Annotated in this window: 23 protein-coding genes and 5 pseudogenes; 13 read left to right on the top strand and 15 right to left on the bottom strand. The window is 48.5% G+C overall.

Features of this window, described 5'->3' with window-relative positions:
- From CS022_RS11980 to CS022_RS11970, 3 genes are all read left to right on the top strand, one after another.
- Entirely contained in the window at positions 1-711 is a 711-nt protein-coding gene (locus CS022_RS11980) for a phospholipase D-like domain-containing protein (RefSeq protein ID WP_129122469.1), read from the top strand.
- A gap of 9 nt (positions 712-720) precedes the next feature.
- Positions 721-1,788, top strand: coding sequence for a toxic anion resistance protein (locus tag CS022_RS11975; RefSeq protein ID WP_129122468.1), 1,068 nt, complete (start codon positions 721-723; stop codon positions 1,786-1,788).
- Between the two features lie 213 nt (positions 1,789-2,001).
- A complete protein-coding gene (locus CS022_RS11970; protein ID WP_129122467.1) occupies positions 2,002-2,604 on the top strand; it encodes a YhgN family NAAT transporter in 603 nt (200 codons plus the stop codon).
- A 54-nt stretch (positions 2,605-2,658) separates the two neighbouring features.
- Here CS022_RS11970 and CS022_RS11965 read toward each other — a convergent pair whose 3' ends face one another.
- The 3 genes from CS022_RS11965 to CS022_RS11955 all read right to left on the bottom strand — a co-directional run bounded on the left by CS022_RS11965 (position 2,659) and on the right by CS022_RS11955 (position 4,808).
- Positions 2,659-2,973, bottom strand: a complete 315-nt coding sequence (locus CS022_RS11965) for a putative signal transducing protein (RefSeq protein WP_129122466.1) — start codon at positions 2,971-2,973, stop codon at positions 2,659-2,661.
- Positions 2,974-3,001: 28 nt separating this feature from the next.
- Positions 3,002-3,553: a lysoplasmalogenase gene (locus CS022_RS11960; RefSeq protein WP_328590351.1), complete on the bottom strand. Its 552-nt coding sequence runs from the start codon at positions 3,551-3,553 to the stop codon at positions 3,002-3,004.
- 892 nt (positions 3,554-4,445) lie between these two features.
- Positions 4,446-4,808, bottom strand: coding sequence for a DUF4145 domain-containing protein (locus CS022_RS11955; RefSeq protein ID WP_129122465.1), 363 nt, complete (start codon positions 4,806-4,808; stop codon positions 4,446-4,448).
- A 207-nt stretch (positions 4,809-5,015) separates the two neighbouring features.
- On the opposite strand from CS022_RS11955, the gene CS022_RS11950 reads away from it, so the two are divergent.
- Positions 5,016-5,351 (top strand): DUF2500 domain-containing protein, encoded by a 336-nt coding sequence (locus CS022_RS11950; protein WP_129122464.1) that lies wholly within the window; start codon positions 5,016-5,018, stop codon positions 5,349-5,351.
- 34 nt (positions 5,352-5,385) lie between these two features.
- On the opposite strand, the gene CS022_RS11945 is transcribed toward CS022_RS11950, so the two are convergent.
- A complete protein-coding gene (locus CS022_RS11945; RefSeq protein ID WP_129122463.1) occupies positions 5,386-6,399 on the bottom strand; it encodes an acyltransferase in 1,014 nt (337 codons plus the stop codon).
- Positions 6,400-6,649: 250 nt separating this feature from the next.
- On the opposite strand from CS022_RS11945, the gene CS022_RS11940 reads away from it, so the two are divergent.
- From CS022_RS11940 to CS022_RS11930, 3 genes are all read left to right on the top strand, one after another.
- Positions 6,650-8,251: an AbgT family transporter gene (locus CS022_RS11940; RefSeq protein ID WP_129122462.1), complete on the top strand. Its 1,602-nt coding sequence runs from the start codon at positions 6,650-6,652 to the stop codon at positions 8,249-8,251.
- Positions 8,252-8,414: 163 nt separating this feature from the next.
- Entirely contained in the window at positions 8,415-9,404 is a 990-nt protein-coding gene (locus CS022_RS11935; RefSeq protein ID WP_129122461.1) for an alpha/beta fold hydrolase, read from the top strand.
- Positions 9,405-9,536: 132 nt separating this feature from the next.
- Positions 9,537-10,337, top strand: coding sequence for a Cof-type HAD-IIB family hydrolase (locus CS022_RS11930; protein WP_129122460.1), 801 nt, complete (start codon positions 9,537-9,539; stop codon positions 10,335-10,337).
- 56 nt (positions 10,338-10,393) lie between these two features.
- Here CS022_RS11930 and CS022_RS11925 read toward each other — a convergent pair whose 3' ends face one another.
- Positions 10,394-10,873 carry an EVE domain-containing protein gene (locus CS022_RS11925; protein ID WP_129122459.1) on the bottom strand — a complete coding sequence of 160 codons (480 nt, stop codon included), beginning with the start codon at positions 10,871-10,873 and terminating at the stop codon, positions 10,394-10,396.
- 82 nt (positions 10,874-10,955) lie between these two features.
- Here CS022_RS11925 and CS022_RS11920 point away from each other — a divergent pair, with 82 nt between their 5' ends.
- The 4 genes from CS022_RS11920 (at position 10,956) to CS022_RS11910 (ending at position 14,147) form a co-directional block, all read left to right on the top strand.
- Positions 10,956-11,996, top strand: a complete 1,041-nt coding sequence (locus CS022_RS11920; protein ID WP_129122458.1) for a hypothetical protein — start codon at positions 10,956-10,958, stop codon at positions 11,994-11,996.
- Positions 11,923-12,630, top strand: coding sequence for a tRNA-uridine aminocarboxypropyltransferase (locus tag CS022_RS11915; RefSeq protein ID WP_235869481.1), 708 nt, complete (start codon positions 11,923-11,925; stop codon positions 12,628-12,630). Before CS022_RS11920 ends, CS022_RS11915 begins: the two co-directional genes overlap by 74 nt.
- Positions 12,631-12,711: 81 nt before the next feature.
- Positions 12,712-12,888 carry a hypothetical protein gene (locus tag CS022_RS24870; RefSeq protein WP_161569618.1) on the top strand — a complete coding sequence of 59 codons (177 nt, stop codon included), beginning with the start codon at positions 12,712-12,714 and terminating at the stop codon, positions 12,886-12,888.
- Entirely contained in the window at positions 12,885-14,147 is a 1,263-nt protein-coding gene (locus CS022_RS11910) for an aldehyde dehydrogenase family protein (protein ID WP_161569617.1), read from the top strand. Before CS022_RS24870 ends, CS022_RS11910 begins: the two co-directional genes overlap by 4 nt.
- 37 nt (positions 14,148-14,184) lie before the next feature.
- Here the strand turns inward: CS022_RS11910 and CS022_RS11905 are convergent, their stop codons facing one another.
- Positions 14,185-15,678, bottom strand: coding sequence for a GGDEF domain-containing protein (locus CS022_RS11905; RefSeq protein ID WP_129122456.1), 1,494 nt, complete (start codon positions 15,676-15,678; stop codon positions 14,185-14,187).
- Complete coding sequence (locus CS022_RS11900) at positions 15,671-16,198, bottom strand: hypothetical protein (RefSeq protein ID WP_129122518.1); 528 nt, start codon at positions 16,196-16,198, stop codon at positions 15,671-15,673. The genes CS022_RS11905 and CS022_RS11900 overlap by 8 nt, the downstream gene beginning before the upstream one ends.
- Before the next feature lie 629 nt (positions 16,199-16,827).
- Between CS022_RS11900 and CS022_RS11895 the strand changes: the two genes are divergently transcribed.
- Positions 16,828-17,979 carry a trans-sulfuration enzyme family protein gene (locus CS022_RS11895; protein ID WP_129122455.1) on the top strand — a complete coding sequence of 384 codons (1,152 nt, stop codon included), beginning with the start codon at positions 16,828-16,830 and terminating at the stop codon, positions 17,977-17,979.
- A gap of 104 nt (positions 17,980-18,083) precedes the next feature.
- Here the strand turns inward: CS022_RS11895 and CS022_RS11890 are convergent.
- The 4 genes and pseudogenes from CS022_RS11890 to ftnA all read right to left on the bottom strand — a co-directional run bounded on the left by CS022_RS11890 (position 18,084) and on the right by ftnA (position 21,497).
- A pseudogene (locus tag CS022_RS11890) lies at positions 18,084-19,266 on the bottom strand (NAD(P)/FAD-dependent oxidoreductase).
- An 82-nt stretch (positions 19,267-19,348) separates the two neighbouring features.
- Entirely contained in the window at positions 19,349-20,473 is a 1,125-nt protein-coding gene (locus tag CS022_RS11885; RefSeq protein ID WP_129122454.1) for a mechanosensitive ion channel family protein, read from the bottom strand.
- 97 nt (positions 20,474-20,570) lie between these two features.
- A complete protein-coding gene (gene uspB / locus CS022_RS11880) occupies positions 20,571-20,909 on the bottom strand; it encodes a universal stress protein UspB (protein ID WP_129122453.1) in 339 nt (112 codons plus the stop codon).
- A 60-nt stretch (positions 20,910-20,969) separates the two neighbouring features.
- Positions 20,970-21,497 (bottom strand): non-heme ferritin, encoded by a 528-nt coding sequence (ftnA, locus tag CS022_RS11875; RefSeq protein WP_129122452.1) that lies wholly within the window; start codon positions 21,495-21,497, stop codon positions 20,970-20,972.
- 172 nt (positions 21,498-21,669) lie between these two features.
- Here ftnA and CS022_RS11870 point away from each other — a divergent pair.
- Positions 21,670-22,094: pseudogene (locus CS022_RS11870) on the top strand (universal stress protein).
- A gap of 482 nt (positions 22,095-22,576) precedes the next feature.
- On the opposite strand, the pseudogene CS022_RS26345 reads toward CS022_RS11870, so the two are convergent.
- The 4 genes and pseudogenes from CS022_RS26345 to ubiD all read right to left on the bottom strand — a co-directional run.
- Positions 22,577-22,917, bottom strand: a pseudogene (locus CS022_RS26345) (hypothetical protein).
- Between the two features lie 387 nt (positions 22,918-23,304).
- Positions 23,305-23,571, bottom strand: coding sequence for a 2Fe-2S iron-sulfur cluster-binding protein (locus tag CS022_RS11860; RefSeq protein WP_201746267.1), 267 nt, complete (start codon positions 23,569-23,571; stop codon positions 23,305-23,307).
- Positions 23,571-23,999 (bottom strand): annotated as a pseudogene (locus CS022_RS28080) (4-hydroxy-3-polyprenylbenzoate decarboxylase); the annotation flags it as partial. The gene CS022_RS11860 and the pseudogene CS022_RS28080, both read right to left, overlap by 1 nt.
- 66 nt (positions 24,000-24,065) lie before the next feature.
- Positions 24,066-25,448, bottom strand: a pseudogene (gene ubiD / locus CS022_RS11855) (4-hydroxy-3-polyprenylbenzoate decarboxylase); the annotation flags it as partial.
- Positions 25,449-25,528 lie beyond the last annotated feature (80 nt).

Below are 25,528 nucleotides of genomic sequence, written 5' to 3'. Positions count from 1 at the left end.
ATGAATAGACAAAAATGGACCAACTGGCTTGAGGCCTCGCTGGAAGATGCGCGGCTTGACGATCAGGAAAAAAGAGAGCTTCAGGCAGAGCTGACAGAAGCCACGTTGTCTGAGGAAGACAGAGCGTATCTGCGCAATGTCAGCTTCAAAATGGCACAAAAGGCCGTGTCTGATAACGCCGATGCTGGCCAGACATTACGCTGGCTTGAGCGGGTCGTTAAGGTGCTGGATAACGTCAGAAGCGCCGCTGTCTCTGATACCGCGACCAGCTGGTTCTCCCCCGGGAGAGCCTGTATTGCCGGGATCACCGAGCAGCTGAAACTGGCGCGTCAATCAATTGATATTTGTGTGTTCACCATTGCCGATAACGACCTGACAAAGCAAATTCTTGATGCTCACAAGCGAGGCGTTGCTGTCAGGATCATTACCGACAACGATAAAATGGACGACAAGGGCAGCGACATTGAATACCTCGCAGAACAAGGTATTGCGGTAAAGATTGATACCACGCCGTATCACATGCACCACAAGTTCGCGATATTCGACAACAAGCGTCTGATTAATGGCAGCTTCAACTGGACACGAAGCGCGACCAAATATAATCAGGAAGACATTACGCTAACCGATGATCGCCGTTTCGTGGATGCCTTCTCGAGACAATTCGACAAGTTGTGGCAGAAATTTCCCTGCCATCAACCTTCGCAACGATAGGGACAAGGTATGACTGAACTGACGAAAACCCAAACCACGCTCACGCCTTTGGCCGAAGCCGATATCACGCCGCGCATTATTGATATAGCTGAGCAGTTTGACCCATTCGATACGGTTGCCACTATCACCTTCGGTAAAGAAGCGCTGGAGCAAATTACCGCTTTTTCCGATGACGTGCTCGGTCAAATCCGAGTCCGTGACAGCGGTGAGGCCGGCGGTATCCTTCAATCTATGGTCTCATCAATGGACAGTGCGGAGTTTGATCAACTGGGTAAAGACAGTCTGCTGTCAAAACTCCCGTTAATTGGTGAAATGTTCAACTCGTTCAAGACATTCTCCGCGAGCTTCGATTCGGTGAAGGCACAGCTTGACGGACTCTCATCTCAACTCGAAGCGCAAGAAGTTAAGCTCGCCCACGACATCAACCAGCTGGATGCGCTTTATGACCACAATCTCGCGCTATTAAAAGGGTTGGACGAGTTTATCGCCGCCGGTAAATACAAACTTAACGCGTTAAACCAGACAGTACTTCCTGAACTTCTCAGCCTGTCAGAGAGCAGCGGTGATGCCTTGGATGCACAAAAATACCGCGATGCAACACAAGCTGTCGCCAGATTAGAAAAGCGTATTCATAACCTTGAACTGACAAGGCTGGCGGCCATTCAGACTGCGCCACAAATCCGCTTGTCGCAGGAGGGCAATAAGATGTTGATGGAAGACATTCAGGACATCGTTCACAACACCTTCCCGCTATGGAAACGTCAGTTCCTGATTGCTATCTCCAACTATGAGAAAGAGAAAGCTCTGAAGGTCACCCGAGCGGTGAAAGACTACACCAATAAGCAATATGTGCAGAATGCGGAGAAGCTTAAGGTACTGGAAGAGCAGATCGCCGAGAACTATCAGCGCGGTATTCTTGATTTGGAATCGCTGCAAACCGTTAACCAGCTGACCATCGAGACCCTCAACAACACGCTATCACGTGTGAAAGAAGGCCGAGGCCAGCGTGAAGCCGCGCAACTGGTGATAGAGAAAGCCGAGCAGGAGCTGAAAGCCGCCCTGCAACAAACGCTCTAAACCGCGAAGCACAGGCCAACAACGTAAACACCTGCCCGCTCCCCATAGCGGGCTTTTCTTATCCCACCGTTATGCTTATTGATGGCAAAATCTGACAGCGAGCCATGTTTTCACATTTGGTTCATGCGATTTTGAATATCGAATTGTATCCACCCCTGAAATCACGTTGAATGGAATCTTTGTTTACTTAGCCTTTTGTAAGGGATACCACGCATGGATATGGTTTCAGCCGCAGTAATGCTGTTTCTTATCATGGACCCCATGGGAAACCTTCCCATCTTTTCATCGATTCTCCGGCATATAGAGAAAAAACGTCGCCGAAAAATACTGATCAGAGAATTACTCATTGCCCTAGCGGTGATGATGCTGTTTCTCTATGCCGGACAGGTCATTCTGAATTTTCTCTCGCTTCAGCGCGAGGCGATTTCTATTTCTGGTTCTATCATCCTATTCCTCATTGCGCTGAAAATGATCTTTCCCTCTCATGAGAGCTCCACCAGCCTTGCTGCAGGCGAAGAGCCGCTGATTGTGCCGCTGGCCATTCCTATGCTGGCAGGCCCGTCAATACTCGCCACCCTGATCCTGATTGCGCACCAGTCACCGGATAAAATGCTGGACTGGACATTAGCGCTGCTGATAGCGTGGGGCGCGTCGGCGTTTATTCTGATGTTCGGTGAGCTGTTCGAAAAGCTGGTCGGCGATCGAGGCCTTGCAGCGATAGAGCGCTTGATGGGCATGTTACTGATGATGATTTCAGTGCAGATGTTCTTGAACGGACTGGTCAGCTACTTTGAGCACATTAAGAGCGGCTACTAGTGCCAGACAAAACAGCACAGACGCAAACAAAAAAGGTGGGGTAAACCCACCTTTTTACTTTTCAACACGCTCGGCAGAGCAATTCCAACACACCTCGAAATTACCGCCATTTTCTTCATGGCATTGTTGGCATAGCCAGCTTTCGTGTCGCTGGTTTTCGTATTTAAACAGCACTTTTCGGGCTTTGTCTTCCAAACGACTTTCGACCCACAATGTCACCGCAACAACGTCAGCAGGTAATTCACCTGCCGCAGAAGACAAGCTTTCTCCTTTGAGGTGCGACTCTATTCCCTCAGCCTCCAGCATCCCTTTAAGGCTATGGGCTTCGAGAGAGTTTCCCGCTTTATAGACTTCTACCCATTGGCTCATGCCTTTCCTCCCTGATACGGATTAACACTTATAACACCGACGCAGTGATCAGAGCCTGTGCCAGAAAATAACTCCCCATCACCATAAGGGTCGAGGAGCGAAATGGTCCTTTGAATTTATTGAATGCCAAAAATGCATCGGAAAAGACAAAGAGCAACGCCCCCGAGAATGCCAAACCTGCTGCTTCTGTCTGCGAGCCGAGCCATACCTGTCCCGATGCCCAAGCCATTTGTGAAATAACGGCGATATACAAACCAATGGGGACCAATAGCTTGCCAAGGTTAGGCAACAAAAGTAAAAAAATAATGATGGCTACAGCGGCAATCAGGAAAGGAAGCCAGAGCATAATCGCAGCGTCGTTTTGCTGCCAAAACGCAAGACTGTAGGAAAGGTGAGCCAGGAGAAAGCTGAACAATCCGCCAACGAACTTTTCGTTGGGCAACATGAGGCAAACATCGCCCAGTAGCGAAAAGGCCAAACCGGCCAAAATTAGATTTCGATATTCTCCGGCTCGCCGAGAAAAAAGGCAATGGCTATTAGGCACAAGATAGTCAAGGGTTTGAAAAGGTAATACTGCCATCTGGGGCCGCGATATGCCGCATTGATATGCAGTATCCCCGAGCAGCAGACTGCTAACCAGCTCAACATCAATTTCTCCCTAAACGTGATACTCCACCATACCTATGGCAGATGTTCTGCAAACCATGCAGAAAGTCCTGAACCCAAACATCATACAATACTGTTTGTCACAACTGGATACCCCGTCAGCAATCCTCGGTCACAGAATCAACCATGGTTTAATTTTTCATCTTCATGATAAAAACCAGATTTTTATAACAAAAATCACGACATAGTAAGCAATAAACACGGAAAGAAATAAAAAAACAAAACCACTAAGTTTAATATTATCAATAGCATGCATTTGCAACCTTTCCTTTTTGTCGCAAACACAACAAGTACGCGCTGGTATTCCCCCAAAGACAAGCTGTGATAGCGATATCTTTTCTACAAACTCACTATTGATGACTATTCAGCCGCACACTCTGTTAGTAGGTATCTAAATACTTTTCGAACAGTACTTTTTCAACCAATGCATGAATTACCGAAAATAAGCACCGAAAAAAGTAATACTCAATGACCAAACCAGAAAAGCCAATAATTAACAGATACTTAAAAATCAATCCAAGTCTAACTTAAATATTTAAAATATAGAAAAGAGCTTTAAACCGTCAAAAAACACAAACAAACATACATTTAAACAACTTTTAGACACATTTCTTATTGAAGAGCCTAAAAAAACAAATTAGGATTACAAAAAAGAGCGCATATAGAGGAGTGACGACAATGAGTAGTGGGCAGAAGCAAGGTCTGATGATAATCGCAGTTGTCGTCAGCTTAATGAGCCTTCCTATCCTTTATTGACGGATAAACGCTAGGAAAACCGACAAAAAAGCCCCTTATCAGGTGCTTTTTTAGTTTTCGATGAATAATCCCCAGTGGAATATGTAGAACGCCATCGCAAAGCCTGTCATTGCCACGATGAGACTCACCACCAGCCACCAGATACGTTTGGTTGCTCGGGGCACCAACTGCTTCTCCAACTTGATACAGGTGCGTTCGTAACCCCGAATATCATCGACTTCATAACCATCCTGATGAACGGCTTTATTTCTCACTGTCGCCACAAATCGTAATTGCTTGATGGAATCATGAGGCAACCGCTGCTCACAGCTTGTCACCAGTTGATGGAGGCCTTTTCCCTCTGCGTGGTAGTGCTCTTTTAGTAGCCGCTCCAGCCGTCTGCTATATCTAACTACGCGTCCAATGTCGTCCATGTTATCCCCTAAAATGTCATCCATCGCCTAACATGGTTACCTGCGACGTTTCCTTTTCTCCAGAATCTTCGCCCTGCTCTTTCTAGCCTAACTGACCTCAAGCTTATGAATAGTGGGACAGATCACGAAAATTCCTCAACTCGTCTTTATCCGCCTCCCCACGTTACGTACACTCAGGAAAGAGACAAACAAGGAAGGCCATTGACTATGCCCATAATTCTGATCGTTTTGATCACAGCACTGATTGCAGTATCCGCCACGTATTTTTTTATGACCTTCAAAAAGCACACCTTGGGCGAGGGCGCGACGTCTAAAACCATTGATATCAAAATCCTTGATAAACAGGTGGTCAGCAAAACATTCGCTGCTGAGCATGAAGAACAGGAAGAATACTGGATTTATGTTGAGCCCATGGAGGGTGGTCCAAAACGCGAGTTTCAGGTCGGCGTGCATTACTACCATGCTCTGTCTCCCGGCGACTGCGGCACACTGACCTATAAAGGCAATCAATTCATGCACTTTGCTAAGTTACAACGTTTCTAAAATTCGAGTTCCGGTTTTTTTGACCTTTGAACGTCTAGGGAACAAGCCAGTTCAGACGACACTTGGCCGCCAACAGCCAAGTCAGTCCCAGCGATAAACCAAACGCCACCAGACTTAATATAGGTATGACCAACCATGCATGCGGTGGTGTTGGGTCAATTTGATGAAAAAAAGACAAAAACAGAGGGTGCACCAAATAAATGCCCAAGCTGTAACGGCTGATAACCTGTATGGCATGTGACGCTCTGCCTTTATCATCAATTACCAGCTTACTGGCTGACATAAAGACAGCAGCAGAAACCAGTACCGTATTTAGTGTTTGGTAAGACAGCCAGTTACCCGGTTGATAGCTTCCCTCAGGCAAGCTCGCGGTGACCACCTGATAATACGTCAATAATCCTGAAAGTGCCCCAGCCAGTAACCAAAGCGGCAGACCATACGCGTAACGCTTGAGGGTATACCCCAATACCAAGTAACCGGAATAGTAAATCAGGTCGGTCAGTATGCCGAGGTCAAAGCCATTGATGCGTAATCCACAAAGCAATAGCCAACAGGCATTGAGCGCGAGCAGCGACTGTGTATCACTTCTTTGCACCAGTGGGCGCAAAAAAGGGATAACGAAGTAAAGTGGCAAAAAATAGTAAAAAAAACCGAGGTGGTAGTAGGTCTCCGTATTCGCAGAAGCTGCAAGCTTTTCCCTGATAACATCGACGTTAACCCCGTCAGCATGTACACCAGAAAATATCGCATACAATAGGGACCAAACCACAAACGGCACGAGTACCTTCCCTGCACGTTTGACAAAAAACACGGTCGGCTCAAACGGGCGAGTATCAGAAAGCATTAGCGCACCGGTGATCATAATAAATATAGGCACGCCCCATCGATTAAGGCTGTTGAACAGTACCGCGGCTAACCAGTCTGCATCAGGCACCACTCCCAACGCCTCGCGGTATGGCCACAAAGCATGGACCATCACCACGGAGAACGCCGCCACACAACGCAAAACGTCCAAATGCATGTCTCGTTTAAAGGTATTCTCAATCACAGCCTGACGACCTCCCTTATTCTGATTTCCTTCTCATTTCTTTGTGCATCAAAACCGTTCAACAAGGTGTCAAACACAGACACCCCGAAAAAGAAAAAAACACTGGTCAAATCATTAAAACCCTTTATGAAATCAAAAATATGCACAACTATTCGGTATTTTACTTTGCATTTAGCAAGTTATAATGACTAATATCGCCGCCCTACAAAATGAAAAAATGATAAATAAGTCCAAAAAAAGGAGAAAATGCATGCAATCATCGGTATCGCATCATTCGTCCGCGCCACCGGGGAAAAAGTCCCCTTTTACCCGCTTTCTGGATACGGTGGAGTGGCTGGGCAACCTGCTTCCTCACCCTGTCACCCTTTTCGCCTCACTCTGCCTCGCACTTTTTGTCGCTTCCGGTATTGCAGGGTACTTTGAACTTTCGGTCGCAGATCCTCGGCCAGAAGGTGCTGCAGGACGCGCAGCCGACGGCATTATCGCTGTAAACAGCCTGGTGAACGCAGAAGGTGTTCAGTTGATTGTGACCCAGATGGTGAAAAACTTCACCGGGTTCGCGCCACTGGGAACCGTACTGGTCGCGATGATGGGTGTAGCCGTTGCTGAGCACTCTGGGCTCCTCTCTGCGGTAATGCGTTCACTGGTACTGGGCGCGTCAAAGCGTCTGGTCACCATGACCATTGTGTTTGCCGCTATCGTATCTAACACCGCCTCGGAACTTGGCTATGTGGTGCTTATCCCTCTGGCCGCGATGATATTCCACTCGCTGGGTCGTCACCCACTCGCCGGACTCGCTGCTGCATTTGCTGGTGTGTCGGGTGGCTATTCCGCCAATATTCTCTTGGGCACCGTCGACCCTCTGCTTTCAGGGATCACCCAGACCGCTGCACAGATGATTGACCCACACTATCAGGTTGGTCCGGAAGCTAACTGGTACTTCATGGCCGCTTCGACCTTAATCGTCACCCTGCTGGGGACACTGGTGACGGAAAAAATCGTCGAGCCGAAATTGGGGCCATACAACCCGGAAGATGCGTCAGCAGATTTCGTTCCGGAAGAAGCTCAGGCGGTCACCGAGCTTGAGCGCAAAGGGATGCGCAACGCAGGGGTAGCGGCACTGGTTGTCTGCGCTGTCCTGGCACTGACTATCGTGCCGGAATGGGGCATTCTCCGTCACCCGGAAACCGGCGCAGTATCGGGTTCGCCCTTTCTGAAAGGCATTGTGGCGATGATTGTGGTGTTCTTTGCCATTCCTGGCTTTGTGTACGGCAAAACCGTCGGCACCATGAAAAACGACCGCGATGTGATTGATGCGATGGCAAAGTCCATCGGCTCACTCGGGCTTTACATCGTTCTGGTTTTCTTTGCGGCTCAATTTGTCGCACTGTTTAAGTGGACTAACTTTGGTCAGGTGATTGCCGTTAGCGGCGCGGATATGCTGCAAAGCATTGGTCTGACGGGCCCGATGTTGTTTTTCGCCTTTATTGTCATTTGCGGCATTATTAACCTGTCGTTGGGCTCAGCCTCGGCACAGTGGGCTGTCACCGCACCGATTTTTGTTCCTATGCTGATGCTGGTCGGCTATGCCCCGGAAACCATTCAGGCGGCCTACCGCATTGGTGACTCTGTGACTAACCTCATCACGCCAATGATGAGCTATTTCGGACTCATCATGGCTGTAGCCACCAAATACAAAAGAGACCTTGGTATCGGTACCTTGATTGCGACCATGTTGCCTTACACCCTCGTCTTTCTGGTGGGTTGGAGCCTGTTTTTCTTTGTCTGGGTATTTGGCCTTGGTTTTCCTGTTGGTCCAGGATCAGCAACTTACTTCGAAATGTTGCCTTAGCGCCCTTATCCGCGCAGCCTCAGAGCAGGCTGCGCATTCATTTTTCGCTGCAAATCCCACCTTTCTGCTGTCATTTCATTGGTATCCCACCTAAAATTGCACCGACTCGCGCGCGAGTGCCTGCTGCGTGATATGCTTTTTAAGAGTAACCACTGGGATCACCATGACAACGTCTCCACAACCACTTTTCACGTCCGAAGCGGATTTCCTGTCAACCATGGCCTCGTCGATTGAGTCATTCTGGCATCAACGCGACAAAGGCTTCTTTACAGGAAAAGACGGACTGCGTATTCACTGGTGCTCAATGACCGATCCCAGCCACACGCAGGCAGTGATCATCGTTAACGGCCGGGCAGAGAGCACGGTAAAGTATCAGGAACTGATGTTTGACCTTTTCCGTCAAGGTTATGATGTGTATAGCCACGATCATCGCGGGCAAGGGCACAGTGAACGTCTGCTACTCAAAAGCGATGCCGGGCACATCGACAGATTCGATGACTATGTCGACGATCTGGATACCTTCATCAATAACATCGTTTCCGCCAAAGACTATTCACACCGTTTTCTGCTGAGTCACTCAATGGGTGGCGCTGTTGCGACGCTTTACGGCATCCGAAAACCTGCCCATATCGATGCGATTGTATTGAGCGCACCCATGTTTGGTATCCAAATTCCGGCACCAACTCGCTGGATTGCCCAACCCGCGGCATGGCTTCACAGCTCTCTTCAACACCCACCAAGCTATGCTTTAGGTCAGGGGCCTTACGACAACAAGTCGTTCACCGACAATGTGCTGACCCATTCTGAAGTGCGTTATCACTGGTTTCGTGAGTTGTATGAAGTAGACAGTTCACTCAAAGTCGGCGGACCGACACCCCGCTGGGTGTGGCAATCGCTGGAAGCATGCAGACGCTGCCAAAAAGCGGCGGAGGAAGTCAGCCTGCCGATGCTCTTGCTACAGGCAATGTCGGACTCTATCGTGTCTAACGATGCGATCAGTCGTTTCGTTACCCGTCGTCAAAATGCCGGATTCCAGATAGACGTTGCCCCCATGGCGGGCTCACGCCATGAAATCCTGTTCGAAGTCGACCCAATACGTCAGGATGCGTTATCGGCAACACTGGCATTTTTCAAACGTCACGCTGAGCTTTAATGCCTGCAAAATAAGGAAGTCTGGCGGTAACAAGTTTACCCTTTTATTTCCTGATAAAGACCATAGACTGTAAGCCTGAACATAGCGCCACCTGAGCAAGCAGCGTGGTCGTTTCACGTAAAAGAGGTATGCATGTTTAAAATTGTCGCATCAGATCTGGATGGCACACTGTTAACTCCTGATCACCAGATAGCCCCCTACACCCGCGATGTCCTTCAACGCCTTCACGCTAAAGGCGAGCATTTTGTTTTTGCGACTGGCCGTCACCATGTTGATGTCGCTGGAATTCGTGAGAACGTCGGGATCCCAGCCTTCATGATCACCTCCAACGGTGCCCGTGTGCATGATGCCGACGACAATCTGGTCTTCAGTGCCAATGTTGAACCCGAACTGGTTTCTCAAATTATTGCGCTGGTCAAAGACGATACGACGCTAACCTGCCATATGTACCGTGACCACGACTGGCTGCTCAGTCGTGTTGATGAAGAGCTTGAGAAGTTCCATACCGAATCAGGCTTCAGTTTTGCGCACTTTGATCTTGATACCCCCCCTGTCGAGAACGTCGCAAAGGTGTTTTTTATCAGACACGACCACGAATACCTCACCCGCTACGAGAAGCTGTTCAAAGAGACCTTTGGTGATCGCATCAGTGTGGCTTTCTCGACCCCTTTCTGTCTCGAAGTAATGGGCGCGGGTGTATCAAAAGGCATAGCACTTGAAGCGGTAGCAAAGATGAAAGGCTACACGCTGGATGATTGTGTGGCGTTCGGTGATGGCATGAATGATGTCGAAATGCTGGAAGCCGCCGGGAAAGGGCTGGTGATGGCAACCGCACAAGATAGAGTAAAAGCGGCACTGCCAGACCATGAAGTTATTGGTAGTAATGCAGACGAGTCTGTAGCCAAATACCTTGACCAACACCTGCTCAAATAACCTTGCGCGTAAACCTGAGGAGAAGATACTTCTCCTCTGTTTTTCATCGTTACCTTTCAAGACTCATAAGATCTCACAGGCTCTCTTCCTGCCATCGCAAGTACCGTATCCCATTCGTGCTCAGTCACTGGCATGATACTGAGGCGGTTACCCTTTTTTACCAAAGGCATGTTTTCTAATTCGGGACGGGCTTTTATTTTTGCCAATGGCACTAAGGGCAAGTGCTCTCGATAAGCCACATCGACCATTATCCATCGCGGATTATCAGGGTCGCTTTTAGGGTCAAAATAGTGACTCTCCGGATCAAACTGGAAATGATCAGGGTACGCTTCATTCACCACCTCAGCGATACCGACTACACCGACTTTCTTGCAAGACGAATGGTAAATCAGTACCAGATCACCGTTTTTCATCTGATCACGCATCATATTCCGCGCCTGATAATTACGGACACCTTCCCAGCACGACACGTCCATCTCTTTTAGTGTATCGATGGAAAAAGTGTCAGGTTCGGTTTTCATTAGCCAATACGCCATGATCTCCTCTTTTCATGTAAACTGGTCGTCAAATTTATTACTGATAAAATAATCAGAAATTAGCGCAAAAGAGAGAGTCCCATTGAGCCAAAGTAATAAGCCTTCACTCATTCTGTCAGCCGCAGCACTCTGTCTTCTGGCGGGGTGTAGCAGCATTAATTTTGATGTCTTTTCATCAGACCCGGTTGAGCTTGGCGATAGTAACACGGCCTTGGCATCTCTACCTCAGCCAACCAGCGAACCCTATGTGCTTCGGGGCGAGATTCAGCAAATTGCTGACTATATCGCGCTGGTTCCTTGCGACACTGACAACCCGATCGCCCTCTATCTAGATGAAAACACCAAGCAAACATTCACCGGGGAGCCCTCTGAACCCGTCTACGCTGAACTATCAGGCTACATGACCGAGGCAAATTCAGGTCAGCAATCTCGCTACGCTTTTGCCGTCACGGGTGTTAACGTTCGCAGCAATAACCTCAAACAGTGCCGCATCGATACGATGAAACTCACTGCCGCGGGTCACGAGCCCTACTGGTATGCGCGTGTTTCTGATGACTACCTGGTGCTCCGCCACTCTGAATCATTTGATCGCCGCGAAAAAATCGACCTTTCAGCCATCGCCGATCGTCAGCAATCATATCAAACTCAGGATTACAGCCTGTCCGTTAACAAGGCGAGCTGTAAAGACAGTGTGAGTAACGCCAAATTTGGCTGGACAGCCACGCTGGTTCTCGGTGATGAGGAATTCAGCGGCTGCGCTGCGATGCCCAATAACGACATCGACTCTGAATGGGTGGGACGGTACCAAGGTGAGATAGAGGAAAACAAAGATACCTTGACCACGGAGATGACCCTCTACCCCGATCACAGGGTGGTCACCCGCTATATTCGAAAATATCAGCCAGCCACAGAAGAAACGGGGATTTGGCAGGCCATGAAAGATGGCAAAGTAAAAGTGATTGTGATGAAAAGCCGCGCCGCGCCGTTCGATAGCAAACGCGTATTTCGCCGTGAAGGTGACCTGCTGGTTGCTGATACCGAAGAGTTGAATGGTCAGCCCTTACCGCTGGCTGGCGGTGGACTGCAGCTGCGATTGGTCAACCAAAGCCTCATCAATCTATGACACCGCAGAGCTATCGAAAAAGCGCATGACTATCATCAAACCGCCCGCCTGCAAAGGTTGTGGTTTTCATTACAACTGCCTTTGCGCACATGTACCGACGTTGAATACGTCGGTACGCATTGATCTGCTGATGCACGAAACAGAAGTTGATAAAGCCAGTAATACGGGAAAATTACTGCGGGAGACTTTCCCCCATTGTCATCAGCATGTTTGGCGACGAACAGAGCCACCCAGAGATTTACTGGCTGTTATCGCAGACCCAGAGATAAAGAGCTGGCTGTTGTTTCCTGACGAAAATGCCACAGACGTAAAATGTCTGCCTGAGGGCCATAACGACGACCGAAAGGCGCACTTCATCATGATTGATGCCACCTGGCAGCAAGCCAAAAAGATGGTCCGAAAAAGCCCATGGTTACAGAGTCTGGGCACAGCAACGTTCAGCTCTCTGCCGCCCTCACAGTACACCCTCAGGCGAAACCAGCAACCGGGCAACCTCTGTACCTGTGAGGCCGGCATCGCCCTGTTAAGCGCAATGGGTGAATCAGAAAACGCTGAATTATTGTCTCAGTACTTTCTGCAATTTATGACAACCTTTGATGCCGACCGTCAACACATGTCACTGCCTGCCACATAAGTCTGATAAATCTCTCTTGCCGCCCCAAAAATCGCGCCATATTGTATAGGTGTGCCTTGTCTCAAGGAGGGGTAAGAAAATATGACTGTTGTTTCACTCGCTACTCGCATTCCCGTTGCCCAGCAGCTTAAAGTGCTGGAGAGAAAGTTTTCAACGTTAAGTGACGCTTTTGACAGCCAGCCTCTGCGCGGTTACAAACAAAGGCAGAATGACCTAAAGCGCCTGCATCAATCTATTCTGCCTATCGACAACATTTGATTACCGCACTGTCGCAGGACTATGGCTACCGCTCAAGCTACGAAACCTTGCTGGCGGACATCCTGCCAAGCCTTCGGGCCATCAAGCACGCAAAGCGCCACCTCAAACGCTGGATGAAACCTCTAAAAGGCCCTTCTTTCCTCCCTTCATCAAGCAACGTTGAGATTCAGTACCAACCCCTTGGAGTGATAGGCATCATGGTGCCCTGGAACTTCCCCATCTCTTTAAGTTTAGTGCCGCTCATTACCGCGTTAGCCGCCGGAAACCGGGTGATGATTAAGGCCAGTGAGCAAACACCACGCACCAATGAAGCGCTCAAGAACATGCTCTCGGAGACGTTTCCTGATGATCAGGTGTGTCTGGTGGAAGGCGATCGGGCATTGGCCACCGCGTTTTGTGAACTTCCGTTTGCCCATCTTCAATTTACAGGTACAGGTGAAGCGGGTAAGCAGGTGATGCGCGCCGCGTCGCAGTCGCTGACGCCCGTTTCCCTCGACTTCGGCGGTCGCTCGCCTGCGGTGATAACACCTGATATGCCACCCGAGCAAGCAGCACAGCGATTGCTGTTCGGGAAAAGCCTCAACAGTGGGCAGCTTTGTGTAGCGCCCGACCTTTGTTATGCACATGAGTCCAGTGTAGAAAACCTGATAGAAGCGCTGGCGATGGGGTGGAATAAAGCCTATCCCGGAGGGCTATCAAACAGAGATTGGACATCGGTTAACGGCGAACAGCACTATCAACGGCTGATTGCCATGATTGATGATGCCAGACGCAGAGGCGCTAAAATTGTGCCCGTTACTGAACCCGCCGTTAACCCAAAGCAGCAGCGTCTCGCCCTTCATTTGATTATCAATCCGCCCGTTGACGCACTGGTAATGCAAGAAGAAGTGTTTGGCCCCATATTGCCAATAAAAACCTATGACGAACTGGATACCGTCATTGACGAATTGCGCACTCAACAACTCAGGGTTCTATATCTAATGAGCCAGAAAGAGCTGACGATTAAGCGCATCGTTTCCCAAACACAATCACAGGCGATGGTCGTTAACGACACGTTGGCACAGTTTGCGATTGATGATGCCTTGTTCGGCGGTATTGGTGCGTCTGGTGTTGCGCATTATCATGGCAAGCAGGGCTTTAAAACACTCAGCCAGAAGCGAACCATATTTCGTCGAAAAGGGTTCAATCTGGGTCAGTTGATGCAGCCCCCCTATCGGCGATGGTGGCAGCGTCTAATTCTGGGAATATTACTTCGTTAACCGTACGGTATGTTTCATATAAAACATACCGTCAGCCTCACTTACGACTGGCAAACTCTTTGCAAATTGGCATTTCGAATAGGGCACTCGGGTCGTTATTGCGATCTGAAAAACGACAAAGCCTGATACGGTTCTTGCCTGCCGTCTTTGCATCATACAATAAGCTGTCAGCTTGCTCGAAAACCTCACGGTAGCTAACAGACTGCCCCGGCGAGACACACACCGCGCCGACAGAAATCGTCACTGTACCCATCTGACGGGCATGAGGAAGGTTTCTGTTTGCAACATGATTTCTTACTCTCTCTGCCAATCGATGCACCTCGTCGCAGTGGCAACAGGAGGCCATCACCACAAACTCTTCACCACCAATTCGAAACGCCAACTCATCGCCCAGCAAGGCGGAATTAATGGCATCAGCGACAATTTTCAGCACCTCGTCGCCCCGGCTATGGCCGAAGTTGTCATTGAACAGCTTGAAGTTGTCGATGTCACAAATGATCAGGCCAAAATAACGCTTACTGGCCATCGTATGACGGTAAAACACCTCAGCTGAGGTGTTATAGCTGTGTCTACCGCCAAGTCCCGTTAGCGCATCGGTATCTGACTTATGTCTGAGTTCTTTCAGTTGCGCCTGTACCTTTTCCGCTAGCATCTTCAGCATTCTGGCCAGTGACCCGATTTCATCCCGTCTATCTAACTCCGGCAACGTCGAGAAGTTCATCTTCTCGATATCCTGACTCATATAACTGGCCATACGGCGAATAGGTTTAACTATCCAATACGTCACCGACAAGATGATCAATATCGATACCAATATTGCGACAACAGCTTCAACGGCCAAAGAGCGGACAATGTCACTTCGCAGTTGATACAGTGCACTGGCATCAAACACCGCAAACAGGCTACCACCACTTTTATTAACAAGAGGAATATGAATCTGCAGGCTTTGGGTCTTGGGTACCAACACAAAAGGATGATCGTCGTCTGAGGCCAGACGTACCTCGAAACGCGTTTCGTTCTTCAGCACCATACTTCGTTCCAGCATACGCAGGTCTTCGCTGGATTTATTGAACAGGTATTGCAGCTTGACCCGTTTATCACCCGATGAGTCAACCAGAGACTGGCTCAGTCCATGCAGGGTTTGCTTGGCCCGAATAATGTCCTCGGCGCTGACGTCAGTGCGCCAAATAATATCCTCATCATGAGAAAAACGGACACCCACGGGCAAACCACTGTAGTCCGACTGCCCTCTGATCTCCATAAACAGAAGGTTCTCAATGCCTTGAAGGTGATTCAACTGACTGGGCATGGTCAATTTCGTGTAGTTACGGCCAGCTACCGATAAAGAAATATCATTGATCATTGAAGACAGAGATTGCTGCGCAATCAGGCCTGCACTTTCAACCCGTGTATTCCACTCACTTTCATACCGGGAAAAACTCATCCCGATAATGATAACCATCACCAAAAACAGATGAGAAAAAAAGAGCATTTGGTTAACAGACAATAATTTCGACGCAAATTTATTCATCGTTTGTTTGCTGTTTGCCCCCCGACGACGAATAGCTTTTCATCACCAAATCAGTGCAGGTACCGTTTCGGCATATCTCCTGATAAGTCTGGTGGCACTTATCGCAAAAGTCCGGGTCAAGGCTCGGGTGAGTGTGGCTGATATCATTGCCTTGCCTATCGTAGGTGCCATAGACAGGAAACCCTGATAAATGCTCGGTTACCCAAATCATACCGGGGATCTCTGATACAGCGACGGCCGTTGGGCCATCGCTATAAGGGCCATGGGTTTTGTATTCCTCGATTTTTTTCGGATTAACCCTGATGGTTAGCGGTGATCCCTCGCCATTATTTATCCATGAATAAGCCTCTACGGCTTCTTGGATAAACAAAGAGGCATCAGGGGGTAAAACCGTGTCTGCAGGTAAGGTCTCTGAGAGTTTAACGACAGGCCATGTTTCCCACCCTTTGGGAAAACTCGCAATGGACTCGGCAACAGCAGAAAAAGAGAACCCTGCCACCAAAAAGTAAAGACGGGACATCCACGCTTGCTTCACTTTCCCTACCATCATTAATTTCAGACCTCAAAGATAAATTTCAAACTAATAGATGCTTATCAAATGTTTTTTCCCGAAACAATTAAACCCCGATAGGTTAAAAATTGGCAACAGGTCACCTTTTATTGATATTGCTATCAGCATATTCATCATGACTAATATCTGCACCATAAATACAAACGCAGAAATATGCATTATTTATCATTAACTTATATTTACAGTGATTCATTAAAACTTAAAAAAGAAGGGCTAAACGCCGATCCTCAAAGGCCTAAAAGACGTCAGCGCAGACTCTTTTCGCCGTTAAATTTTTTATATGCCTATATTTCAATTCACTATTTAGGTCGTAAGTAAATAAGGCGAAAGGGAGAAATACGCTATTTCAGTGGCCTCAGGAAAGTGCTCACTTATTATTTAATTCAGGCATGTCAAAATAACCATACGTTTAATTAAGGCCATCACTCTCTTGTAAAGAAACACCCATCATTTAAAAATCAAATATAGAACATCGTCACTCATCACTTATTGAAATAGATAACTTGCACTGATTAGTCACACAAAGATAGGTTGATAGACCAAACCTTTTTTAACCAAGCAGTGTTGAGAACATCAAAATGACAACCAGAAAAATTGCGACCATTGCTATCCACGGAGGCAACCAACAGGACAAGGGGAATAATGCCATTTTCCCGCCCATCACCACTGCGAGCTCGTTTGTCCAACCCAATCTTGGTGAAGGGGGTGATTTCAGTTACTCGCGCTGCGACAACCCCACCCGGCAGGCTTACGAATCTGCCCTCGCTGCGCTGGAAGACGGCATTTATGCGACTGCAACCGCATCCGGCATGGCAGCCACATCGCTCGTGCTTGAACTTCTGCCCAAAGACGCGCACCTAATTGTGATGTCGAGTGTCTACGGCGGCACCTATCGCCTGTTTGAAGACCTTCGCACCCGCACATCCGGCCTCACGTTCACTTATGTCAATCTCAACGATACACAAGCCGTTATCTCCGCCATTCAGAGCAATACCGCCATGATTTGGATTGAGACACCGACCAACCCACTGCTTGAACTGGTCGACATGTCAGCCATCTGCAACGTCGCCAAAGACAACAACCTTCTGACCTGTGTCGATAACACCTTTTCAACGGCGTGGAATCAGCGTCCGCTCTCCCATGGCGCAGATATCGTGATGCTCTCCACCAGCAAATATATAGGCGGGCATTCAGATTTGATTGGCGGTGCACTGATCACCGCACGCGACGATTTGGCCATCTCACTCGATAAGCTCAAAACCACTGTTGGTGCGATAGCTTCTCCGTTTGATGCCTATCTGGCGCTCCGAGGGCTGAAGACACTGGATGTCAGAATGGAACGTCAGTGTGCCAATGCCCTTAAGATTGCAGAATATCTATCAAGCCACAGTGAAATTTTAGAAGTCCATTACCCGGGGCTTCCTTCACATCCCCAACATGCGTTATGCAAAAGCCAGATGCGCGCAGGCGGTGCCGTGGTCACCATACGCCTTAAAGGCAATGAAGACACAGTAAAACGCTTCATCGGCCGATTAGAGCTGTTTGTGCTTGCGGAATCGCTCGGTGGCGTGGAAAGTATGGTCAACCATACTGCCAGTATGTCTCATGGCTCTGTCCCTCAAAAAGAGCGCGAAGCGATGGGGATTTATTTCGAAACCCTTCGCCTATCGATTGGTATTGAGGACGGCGATGATTTGATGGATGACCTCAAACACGCACTGGCACCCTAAAACAAAAAAGCCTGCGAAAATGCAGGCTTTTTTTAGTTGTTAACGGACCATCTTTATTGTCTCAAAACGCTTTTACGGGCAAACTTTATTGTTCCAAAACACCACTAGACGTGCTGACCAGCCACCCAGCCAGAGCTCCAGGCCCATTGAAAGTTGTAGCCTCCCAACCAACCGGACACATCCATCACTTCACCGATGAAATAAAGACCGGGTACAGATTTGGTTTCCATCGTTTTGGATGACAGCTCGTCGGTATCGACACCACCAAGAGTAACTTCCGCTGTACGGTAACCCTCTGTGCCATTTGGCGCGATAGTCCACGCATGGAAATAGTCAGACAGTGCTTGCAGCTCTTTCGGCGTAAACTGTTTTAGCGGCTTGTCGGTGATGTCACCGCGCTCAATTAAGGCTTCAACAAAGCGTTTGGGTAACAAGCGCGAAAGGCTATTTTTCAGGCTTTGACCCGGGTGTTTATCGGCCATGGTCACTAAGGTATCAAGCAACGTCAGATCTGGCAGTAAATCGACAGTGACTTTCTGGCCCGGTGTCCAGTAAGAGCTAATTTGTAGAACAACCGGCCCTGATAAGCCACGGTGGGTAAACAGCAGGTTTTCTTTAAATCGGGTACCGTCCTCAGCATCAATGGTTACCGGAATCGCAATACCTGATAGGTCAGCAAAGGCTTCTTTGTCGCTATTGTGCAAGGTAAAGGGAACCAACCCCGCTCTCGTTGGAACACGCTTTAAGCCAAACTGCTCGGCAACCTGATAACCATAAGGCGTCGCGCCGAGTTTCGGCATTGAAAGACCGCCCGTGGCGACAACCAGTGACTGGCAAGTGACCGTATCGGTGTCGAGCTTGAGCGTGAAGCCTTGTTCTGTCTTTTCGATATCATGCACATCGCAGCGGTAACGCTGGCTGATGGTGGGCTGGTCGCATTCTTTCAGCAATAAGTTAACAATATCTTTGGCTGAGTCGAGACAAAACAATTGGCCGTGGTCCCGCTCTTCAAAGTCGATACCGTATTCTGACACCAGAGAGATAAAATCCCAGTGGGTATACTGCGCCAATGCAGATTCGCGAAATGAGGGTTGTTACAAACGAAGTTTGCTGCCGTGACATCATAGTTGGTGAAGTTACAACGCCCGCCGCCTGAGATCAGGATTTTCCGGCCAGGCTTTTTGCCGTTGTCGACCACCAGCACTGAGCGTCCGCGCTTTCCTGCTTGCGCTGCGCACATCAGCCTGCGGCTCCCGCACCTATAACGATTACATCAAACTGGGTCATTTCTCTGCACTACTCCGACTTCACACGCCCAATAACAAAAACGGGCGGCATTGTAGCCGCCCTTTGCTGGATGAGCCAGTATTTATGATTGTAGCGGTAGATCTGCACCATCAAGTCCATCCATGTCTCTTGGTGCTTCGGACGCTCCACTTTCCATCATTAGCGTTCGGGTCGGGAAAGCGAAGTCAGCGCCATGTTGATGAACAATCTCAACAATTTTTAGCATGACGTCCTGCTTAATTTCATGGAAATGAATCCAGTTGACGGTTTTGGTGAAGGTGTAGATAAAGAAGTTGAGTGACGAGTCGCCAAAGTGATCGAAATTCACAATCAGTGTCTGTCGATTATCAATTTCAGGGTGAGATGCCAGCATTGACCTGACATCTTCAATGATCACCTGCATTTTTCCGGCATCTTCATAGCGAATCCCCATGCTTTCCTTTATCTGTCGGTTTGACATCCGGGAAGGGTTCTCAACAACTATGTTACTGAATACTGAGTTGGGGACATAAAGAGGGCGCTTATCAAAGGTGCGGATAATAGTCACGCGGAGCCCTATTTTCTCTACTGTGCCCTCGATTTTTCTATCTGGTGAGCGGATCCAGTCACCGACTTTGAACGGGCGGTCGAAGTAAATCATCATTCCGCCGAAGAAGTTTGACAGCAAATCTTTCGCGGCGAGACCGACGATCAGGCCACCGACACCACCGAAGGTAAGCAGACCGGTCAGGCTTATCCCGAGTTCCTGCAATACTGACAGGACGACAAAGACAGTGATCACCATGCGTAGCAGGTTGGATATTGCCGCAACAGTGGTTTTATCGCGCTTTTCTGAGGTAAGCAGCTCTTCTTCGCCGCGGTTAATCAGGCGCAAAACAAACCAGACAAAAATGGCCAGCGCAGCAAACTCTCGCAGTTGGCCAACCCAATGTGGGTCGTTCCCTGTCAGAGCTTTAAATATGTCTGCGATGGCAATGGTAAACGGAAAGACCCAGATAATAACGCTGATCGGCGTGCTTGCAGCAGAGACAAGAATCTCATCCCATGCTGTGCGGGTTTTGACCACTACTGCCTCGAGCTTTTTCAATACCACTCGCCAAATGGCCCACACTATGGTTGAAAGAAGCAGTAAATAAAGACATGTCTCCAGCCAAACCAAATCGTATTCCACCATCAATTTGTGGATACTGGCCAAAAATTGCTGCATAACGATCCTCACGCGAAATCAACACTTGAATATGTCGGCAGAGTAACAAAAAAAACACCAGCCGTAGCCAGTGTTTTAGGGATTTAACAGGATTTGCTCACATGCCAGAAAACGCGACAAAAAAGAGGGTGGCAACGAGAGCGGCACTGAGACCAACAGAGAGCACGAACAAGTGGCGAACTTTGTTGCACTTGGCAATAAAGGCTTCATCGTGATGGTGAAGGTATTCTTGGCTGCGTATGTAATGGTAGAGACGTTTTTGTTTGCTGATATCACCTTGTGGCGCAAAGAAGTTGTTTCCTCTGGCGACTTGCTGGTACAGCAAAGGGTTGGCTTCGCGCATCATGCACAGGAGCACGCGCAACGAACTGAAATAGCGCAAGATGTTTACTGATAGTACAAAGAAAATTGCAACAATTATCGCGTCTCCGCTCATAGTTTGTCCTCCCAGTTACCTCGGGAAGCCAGCGCGAAGACGCAGGTTACATATATGGCGTTACGCGGCTGGCGTATCCATCACAGAGGTCGATTCTTGTTTGGCCATCGCTGCCAAATCTTTATCGATAAAGAACAATGCTTTACCGTCTTCCCCTACAAGTTCGATCTTATCAAGTACACTCTTGAACAGTTTTTCTTCTTCATGCTGTTCTGCGACATACCATTGCAGGAAGTTGAACGTCGAGTAATCCTGCGTGGTAAACGCGACATGAGCGAGCTCATTGATTTTTTTGGTTATAAACTGTTCGTGCTTGTACGTTTCGCGAAACACTTCACCCAAGGTTTCAAACTCGTGTTGTGGTGCTTCGATGGTGCCAAGGATAGGCAACGCACCTGTCTCGCTCACGTAAGTAAATAGTTTTTGCATGTGCTCCATTTCTTCTTGTGCGTGGGCACGAAGAAACTCAGCGGCACCTTCGAAACCTTTGTCTTCACACCAAGCACTCATTTGTAAGTATAGGTTTGATGAGAAAAACTCCAAGTTTATCTGCTCATTAAGCTGAGCAACCATGGTTTCGGCTAACATTCTAAAATTCCTTATTTCATTAAAGTTGGGACATTTTGTCTGGCTAGCCTGCTATTTTCAACTTTTACTACAAAGTGGTGTTTGATTACGATCGTAATCAGTACGAACCTAACGATGTTCTTGTCAATGAGACAATGCTAACCTGAAAGGATATACGTTGATGGAGCCGTTTATGATCTATAAACACATCCTTGTTGCTGTTGACCTGTCAAAAGAAAGTAATGTTTTGTTGGCGAAGGGTGCTTCACTCGCGCAAGCAATGGATACAAAACTTTCACTCATTCATATCGACGCCAGTTATGTCGGGCTTTACACAGGGATGCTCGACATCAATATCGCAGAAGCCCACCACAGAATAGTCGAAGAAGCGCAACATCAGCTTATTCAACTGCACACAAAGCAGGTGTTGAGGTCACGCATAGCTTTGTCGGCGGGGGAAGCATGGCGCAGGAGGTTGTTGATACGATCGCCGAGTGCGACATTGATTTGGTGGTTCTTGGCCATCATCAGGATTTCTGGCGTAGTCTTTTATCCTCCGTCAACCAGTTAATCAATAAAGCGCCAATCGATATACTGCTGATACCATTGGATAAATAGCTCCATTCATCACCCAGTTTCTTTGTATTCCTGACTGTTTTGGGCGAGCTTTTATCTAAATCTGACTATCGGATACTTTCGCCCTGCCCCTTCAAAGTATCAATACGTCCCGCCGTGGTAAGGTAGAAAGTCTACGCAATCATTGCGCCCTTAACGTAATAGAGATTAATCGGACACATTAATTGTTTTACAAAATAAGATTTTGCGTATCACACGACGTAAAAACAACGAATACTGATATTAGTAACTGTAAATAAGCTGGGTTGGGAATTATTCTACAACTCATGAGGTGCAACCAGAGGTTGTATAAAAAACTGGATTATTGAAATAAATTGGGATAATACACTTAATACATAAGATGTGATTTGTTTTCAGAAACCAGATGTAATCGATTTCAGGTTGTAGAGAGAAGCGAGTAACTAGGCTTTATACAACTGAAAACACCGCGAGGTTCGCGGTGTTTTTTATTAGGAAGCGCTTTTTTACAGGAAGGCGAACGCATCTGCGTACATGCTGCTGCGAGAAGCACCACGCTCAGTGCTGAATAACTCTCTGGCAGCACCTGCCATTTCGAATCGGCCTGCGATGTAGATATCGTAGGTAGACAGGGAAATAAAGTCTTCCATCACCGCGTCTAAAACCGTACCTGTCTTACCCGCCCAGCCTTCAACAGCGTCCTGAACCACGGTACATAGGTCAAATTTGCGTGCTTGAGTGCCAGCGCTTCAAGCTCTTCATTCGCGTAAAGCTGCTCTATACCACGACCACCCCAGTAAAGGAAAATCGGTACGTCGACATTTTGGCTCAGACAATGGTCAAGCATGCTGCGGACATACGAAAAGCCTGTACCACCAGCAATCAATACCAATGGACGCTGTGTTTCCTCACGAAGCCATGCATTACCTTCAGGGCCTTCAATCAGAAAAGACGCATCGCCTTTTTCAAACGCCGCTTTCGCTGCTTCGACCACTTGCATCGCGTAAGGATTTTCTTCCGCTGCGCCAATGTGCAGCTCCAGTTCATGACCATTTTGGCGACATGGGCTGCTGGCAATAGAAAATGGACGCTTATCTTTCTCGCCCATCACGGCCAGAAGGTATTGACCAGCCTTGTACGTCACAGCATGTTCCGGTTTTAGTAGTATCCGGTATGTATTGGTGGTCAGTGCGGTTACTGACGTCACTTCACAATTGATTGGCATTGTTTTCCTCTAATCTAACTGCAGCACAAGATCCGTTTTTGGGTAAGCCTGACAAGTAAATACCCATCCCTGTGCTTTCTCTTCTGCCGTCATAACCGGATCGAGACGGTATTGAACCTCTCCCTCAATCATCTGACACAGACAGGTCGCGCAAGCACCAATCTGACAGCGGTTAGGAAACCGGACACCTGCTTCAAGCGCAGCAGCAAGAATGGTCTGATGTTCTGAGACCATAAACTGTTCATCACTTGGCATCAGGTGCACGGTAAACAACATTAAATCCCTAATTTATCCCACATTGCGTCAACACGAGACACAGTGTCGGGATCTTTGGTGATGGGCGTTCCCCATTCACGCTGTGTTTCACCCGGCCATTTATTTGTGGCATCTAAGCCCATTTTAGACCCGGGACGCAGAGCCTGCGGATCACCGCTCTGCTCGTTTTCGCGCAACAGGGTATCACGAGCCGGATCCATTCGGGTGGTTATTGCCCAAATTACATCGTTCCAATCGCGGATGTTGACGTCTTCATCATCAAAGAGCATCACAAATTTCACATCAGCGACCTTATCCAGCGTTGACCAAATCGCTTCTATCAGGCGAGGGCCATCACCAGCCGATTGCTTATTAATGGTAGCCATCACCATGCCATGTTGGTGGGCTTCTGGCGGAAGATAAATATCAGCAAACTCGGGGTGATTCGCTTTAAGTACCGCCACGCAATCATCGATTTCTGACTGATTGGTAACGCGCGCTGCATCATTGGCATACCCAGCCAGCTCAGCTTCCCACTTTTTCGTCACATCCAGCCCCATTTTGGAGCCCAAGCCGACGACTGGCGAAGCAAAATCAAGCGAATCTATTGGTGTATGCTCGATAAGCAAGGTATCTCTTACCGGATCCATGCGCGTCGTCATGGCGTTAACGACACTCGCCCAATCGCGGGCATCCACGTCTTCATCACAGACAATAACGTATTTGGTGTACATGAACTGGCGAAGGAACGACCATACCCCCATCATCACCCGCTTGGCATGACCCGGGTATTGTTTCTTCATGGTTACTACCGCCGCGCGGTATGAACACCCCTCAGGCGGAAGATAAAAATCGACAATCTCTGGAAACTGCTTTTGCAGTATCGGCACAAACACTTCGTTAAGCGCAACGCCGAGTACGGCAGGCTCATCGGGCGGACGACCCGTGTAAGTGCTGTGATAAATCGGTTTCTGACGCATGCTGACATGGGTAATGGTGAAAACATGATGGCGCTCTACCTCGTTGTAGTAGAGTATGGTCGCCGTATGGCCCTTCATCAGCGTATTCACTCGGGTCGATATAGCCTTCCATGACGATTTCGGCACTTGCCGGCACATCTAACCCGTTGCTGAGGCTTTTCACCACCTCCGTCTTACTGCCACGCAACAGGCCTGCAAACGCATACTCAGATAGCGTATCCGGCACAGGGGTCACAGCTCCCAAAATGGTTGCGGGATCAGCGCCGTAGGCGACAGAGATCGGGAATGGTTCACCAGGGTGGGTTTCCATCCAATCTCGCAAATCCAATGCACCGCCACGGTGAGCGAGCCAACGCATGATGACTTTGTTCTTACCAATTTTTTGCTGTCGGTAAATACCAATGTTCTGGCGTTTTTTCGAGGGCCCTTTCGTAATGGTCAGGCCCCATGTCAGCAGCGGTGCGACGTCACCGGGCCAGCACCCATCACAGGGATTTTATCAAGGTCGACCTCATCTCCCTGCCAGACAATCTCTTGGCACGGCGCTTTTCGAAGCCGTTTCACTGGCATGTTCAATACTTGTCTGAATACGGGCAGCTTATCCAGTGCATCCCGGAATCCCTGTGGGGGCTCAGGCTCTTTCAGGTAAGCCATCAGCTTACCGACATCACGCAGCTCCAAAACATCACTGCGCCCCATACCAATGGCAACACGTTTGGGTGTACCGAATAGGTTTGCCAGCACGGGTATGTCGTACCCCACCGGATTTTCGAACAGTAGCGCCGGACCACCAGCGCGCAGCACACGATCACTGATTTCTGTCATCTCCTGATGTGGATCGACAGGATGGGTAATGCGCTTGAGTTCACCGATGGACTCAAGGTATTCAATAAAATCACGTAAATCGGAAAATTTCATAGCCTGCTCAGGTTTTTCAGGATGTGCCGATTATAACGGCAACAAAGATGATTAGCAGCGCCGACTCTGATGAGCGGGAC

Origin of the sequence: Veronia nyctiphanis (assembly GCF_004116385.1) — a bacterium.
In the GTDB taxonomy this organism is placed as follows: domain Bacteria; phylum Pseudomonadota; class Gammaproteobacteria; order Enterobacterales; family Vibrionaceae; genus Veronia; species Veronia nyctiphanis.
Note: the sequence above shows the minus strand (reverse complement) of the source record. Positions and strands in the feature narration are given on the sequence as shown.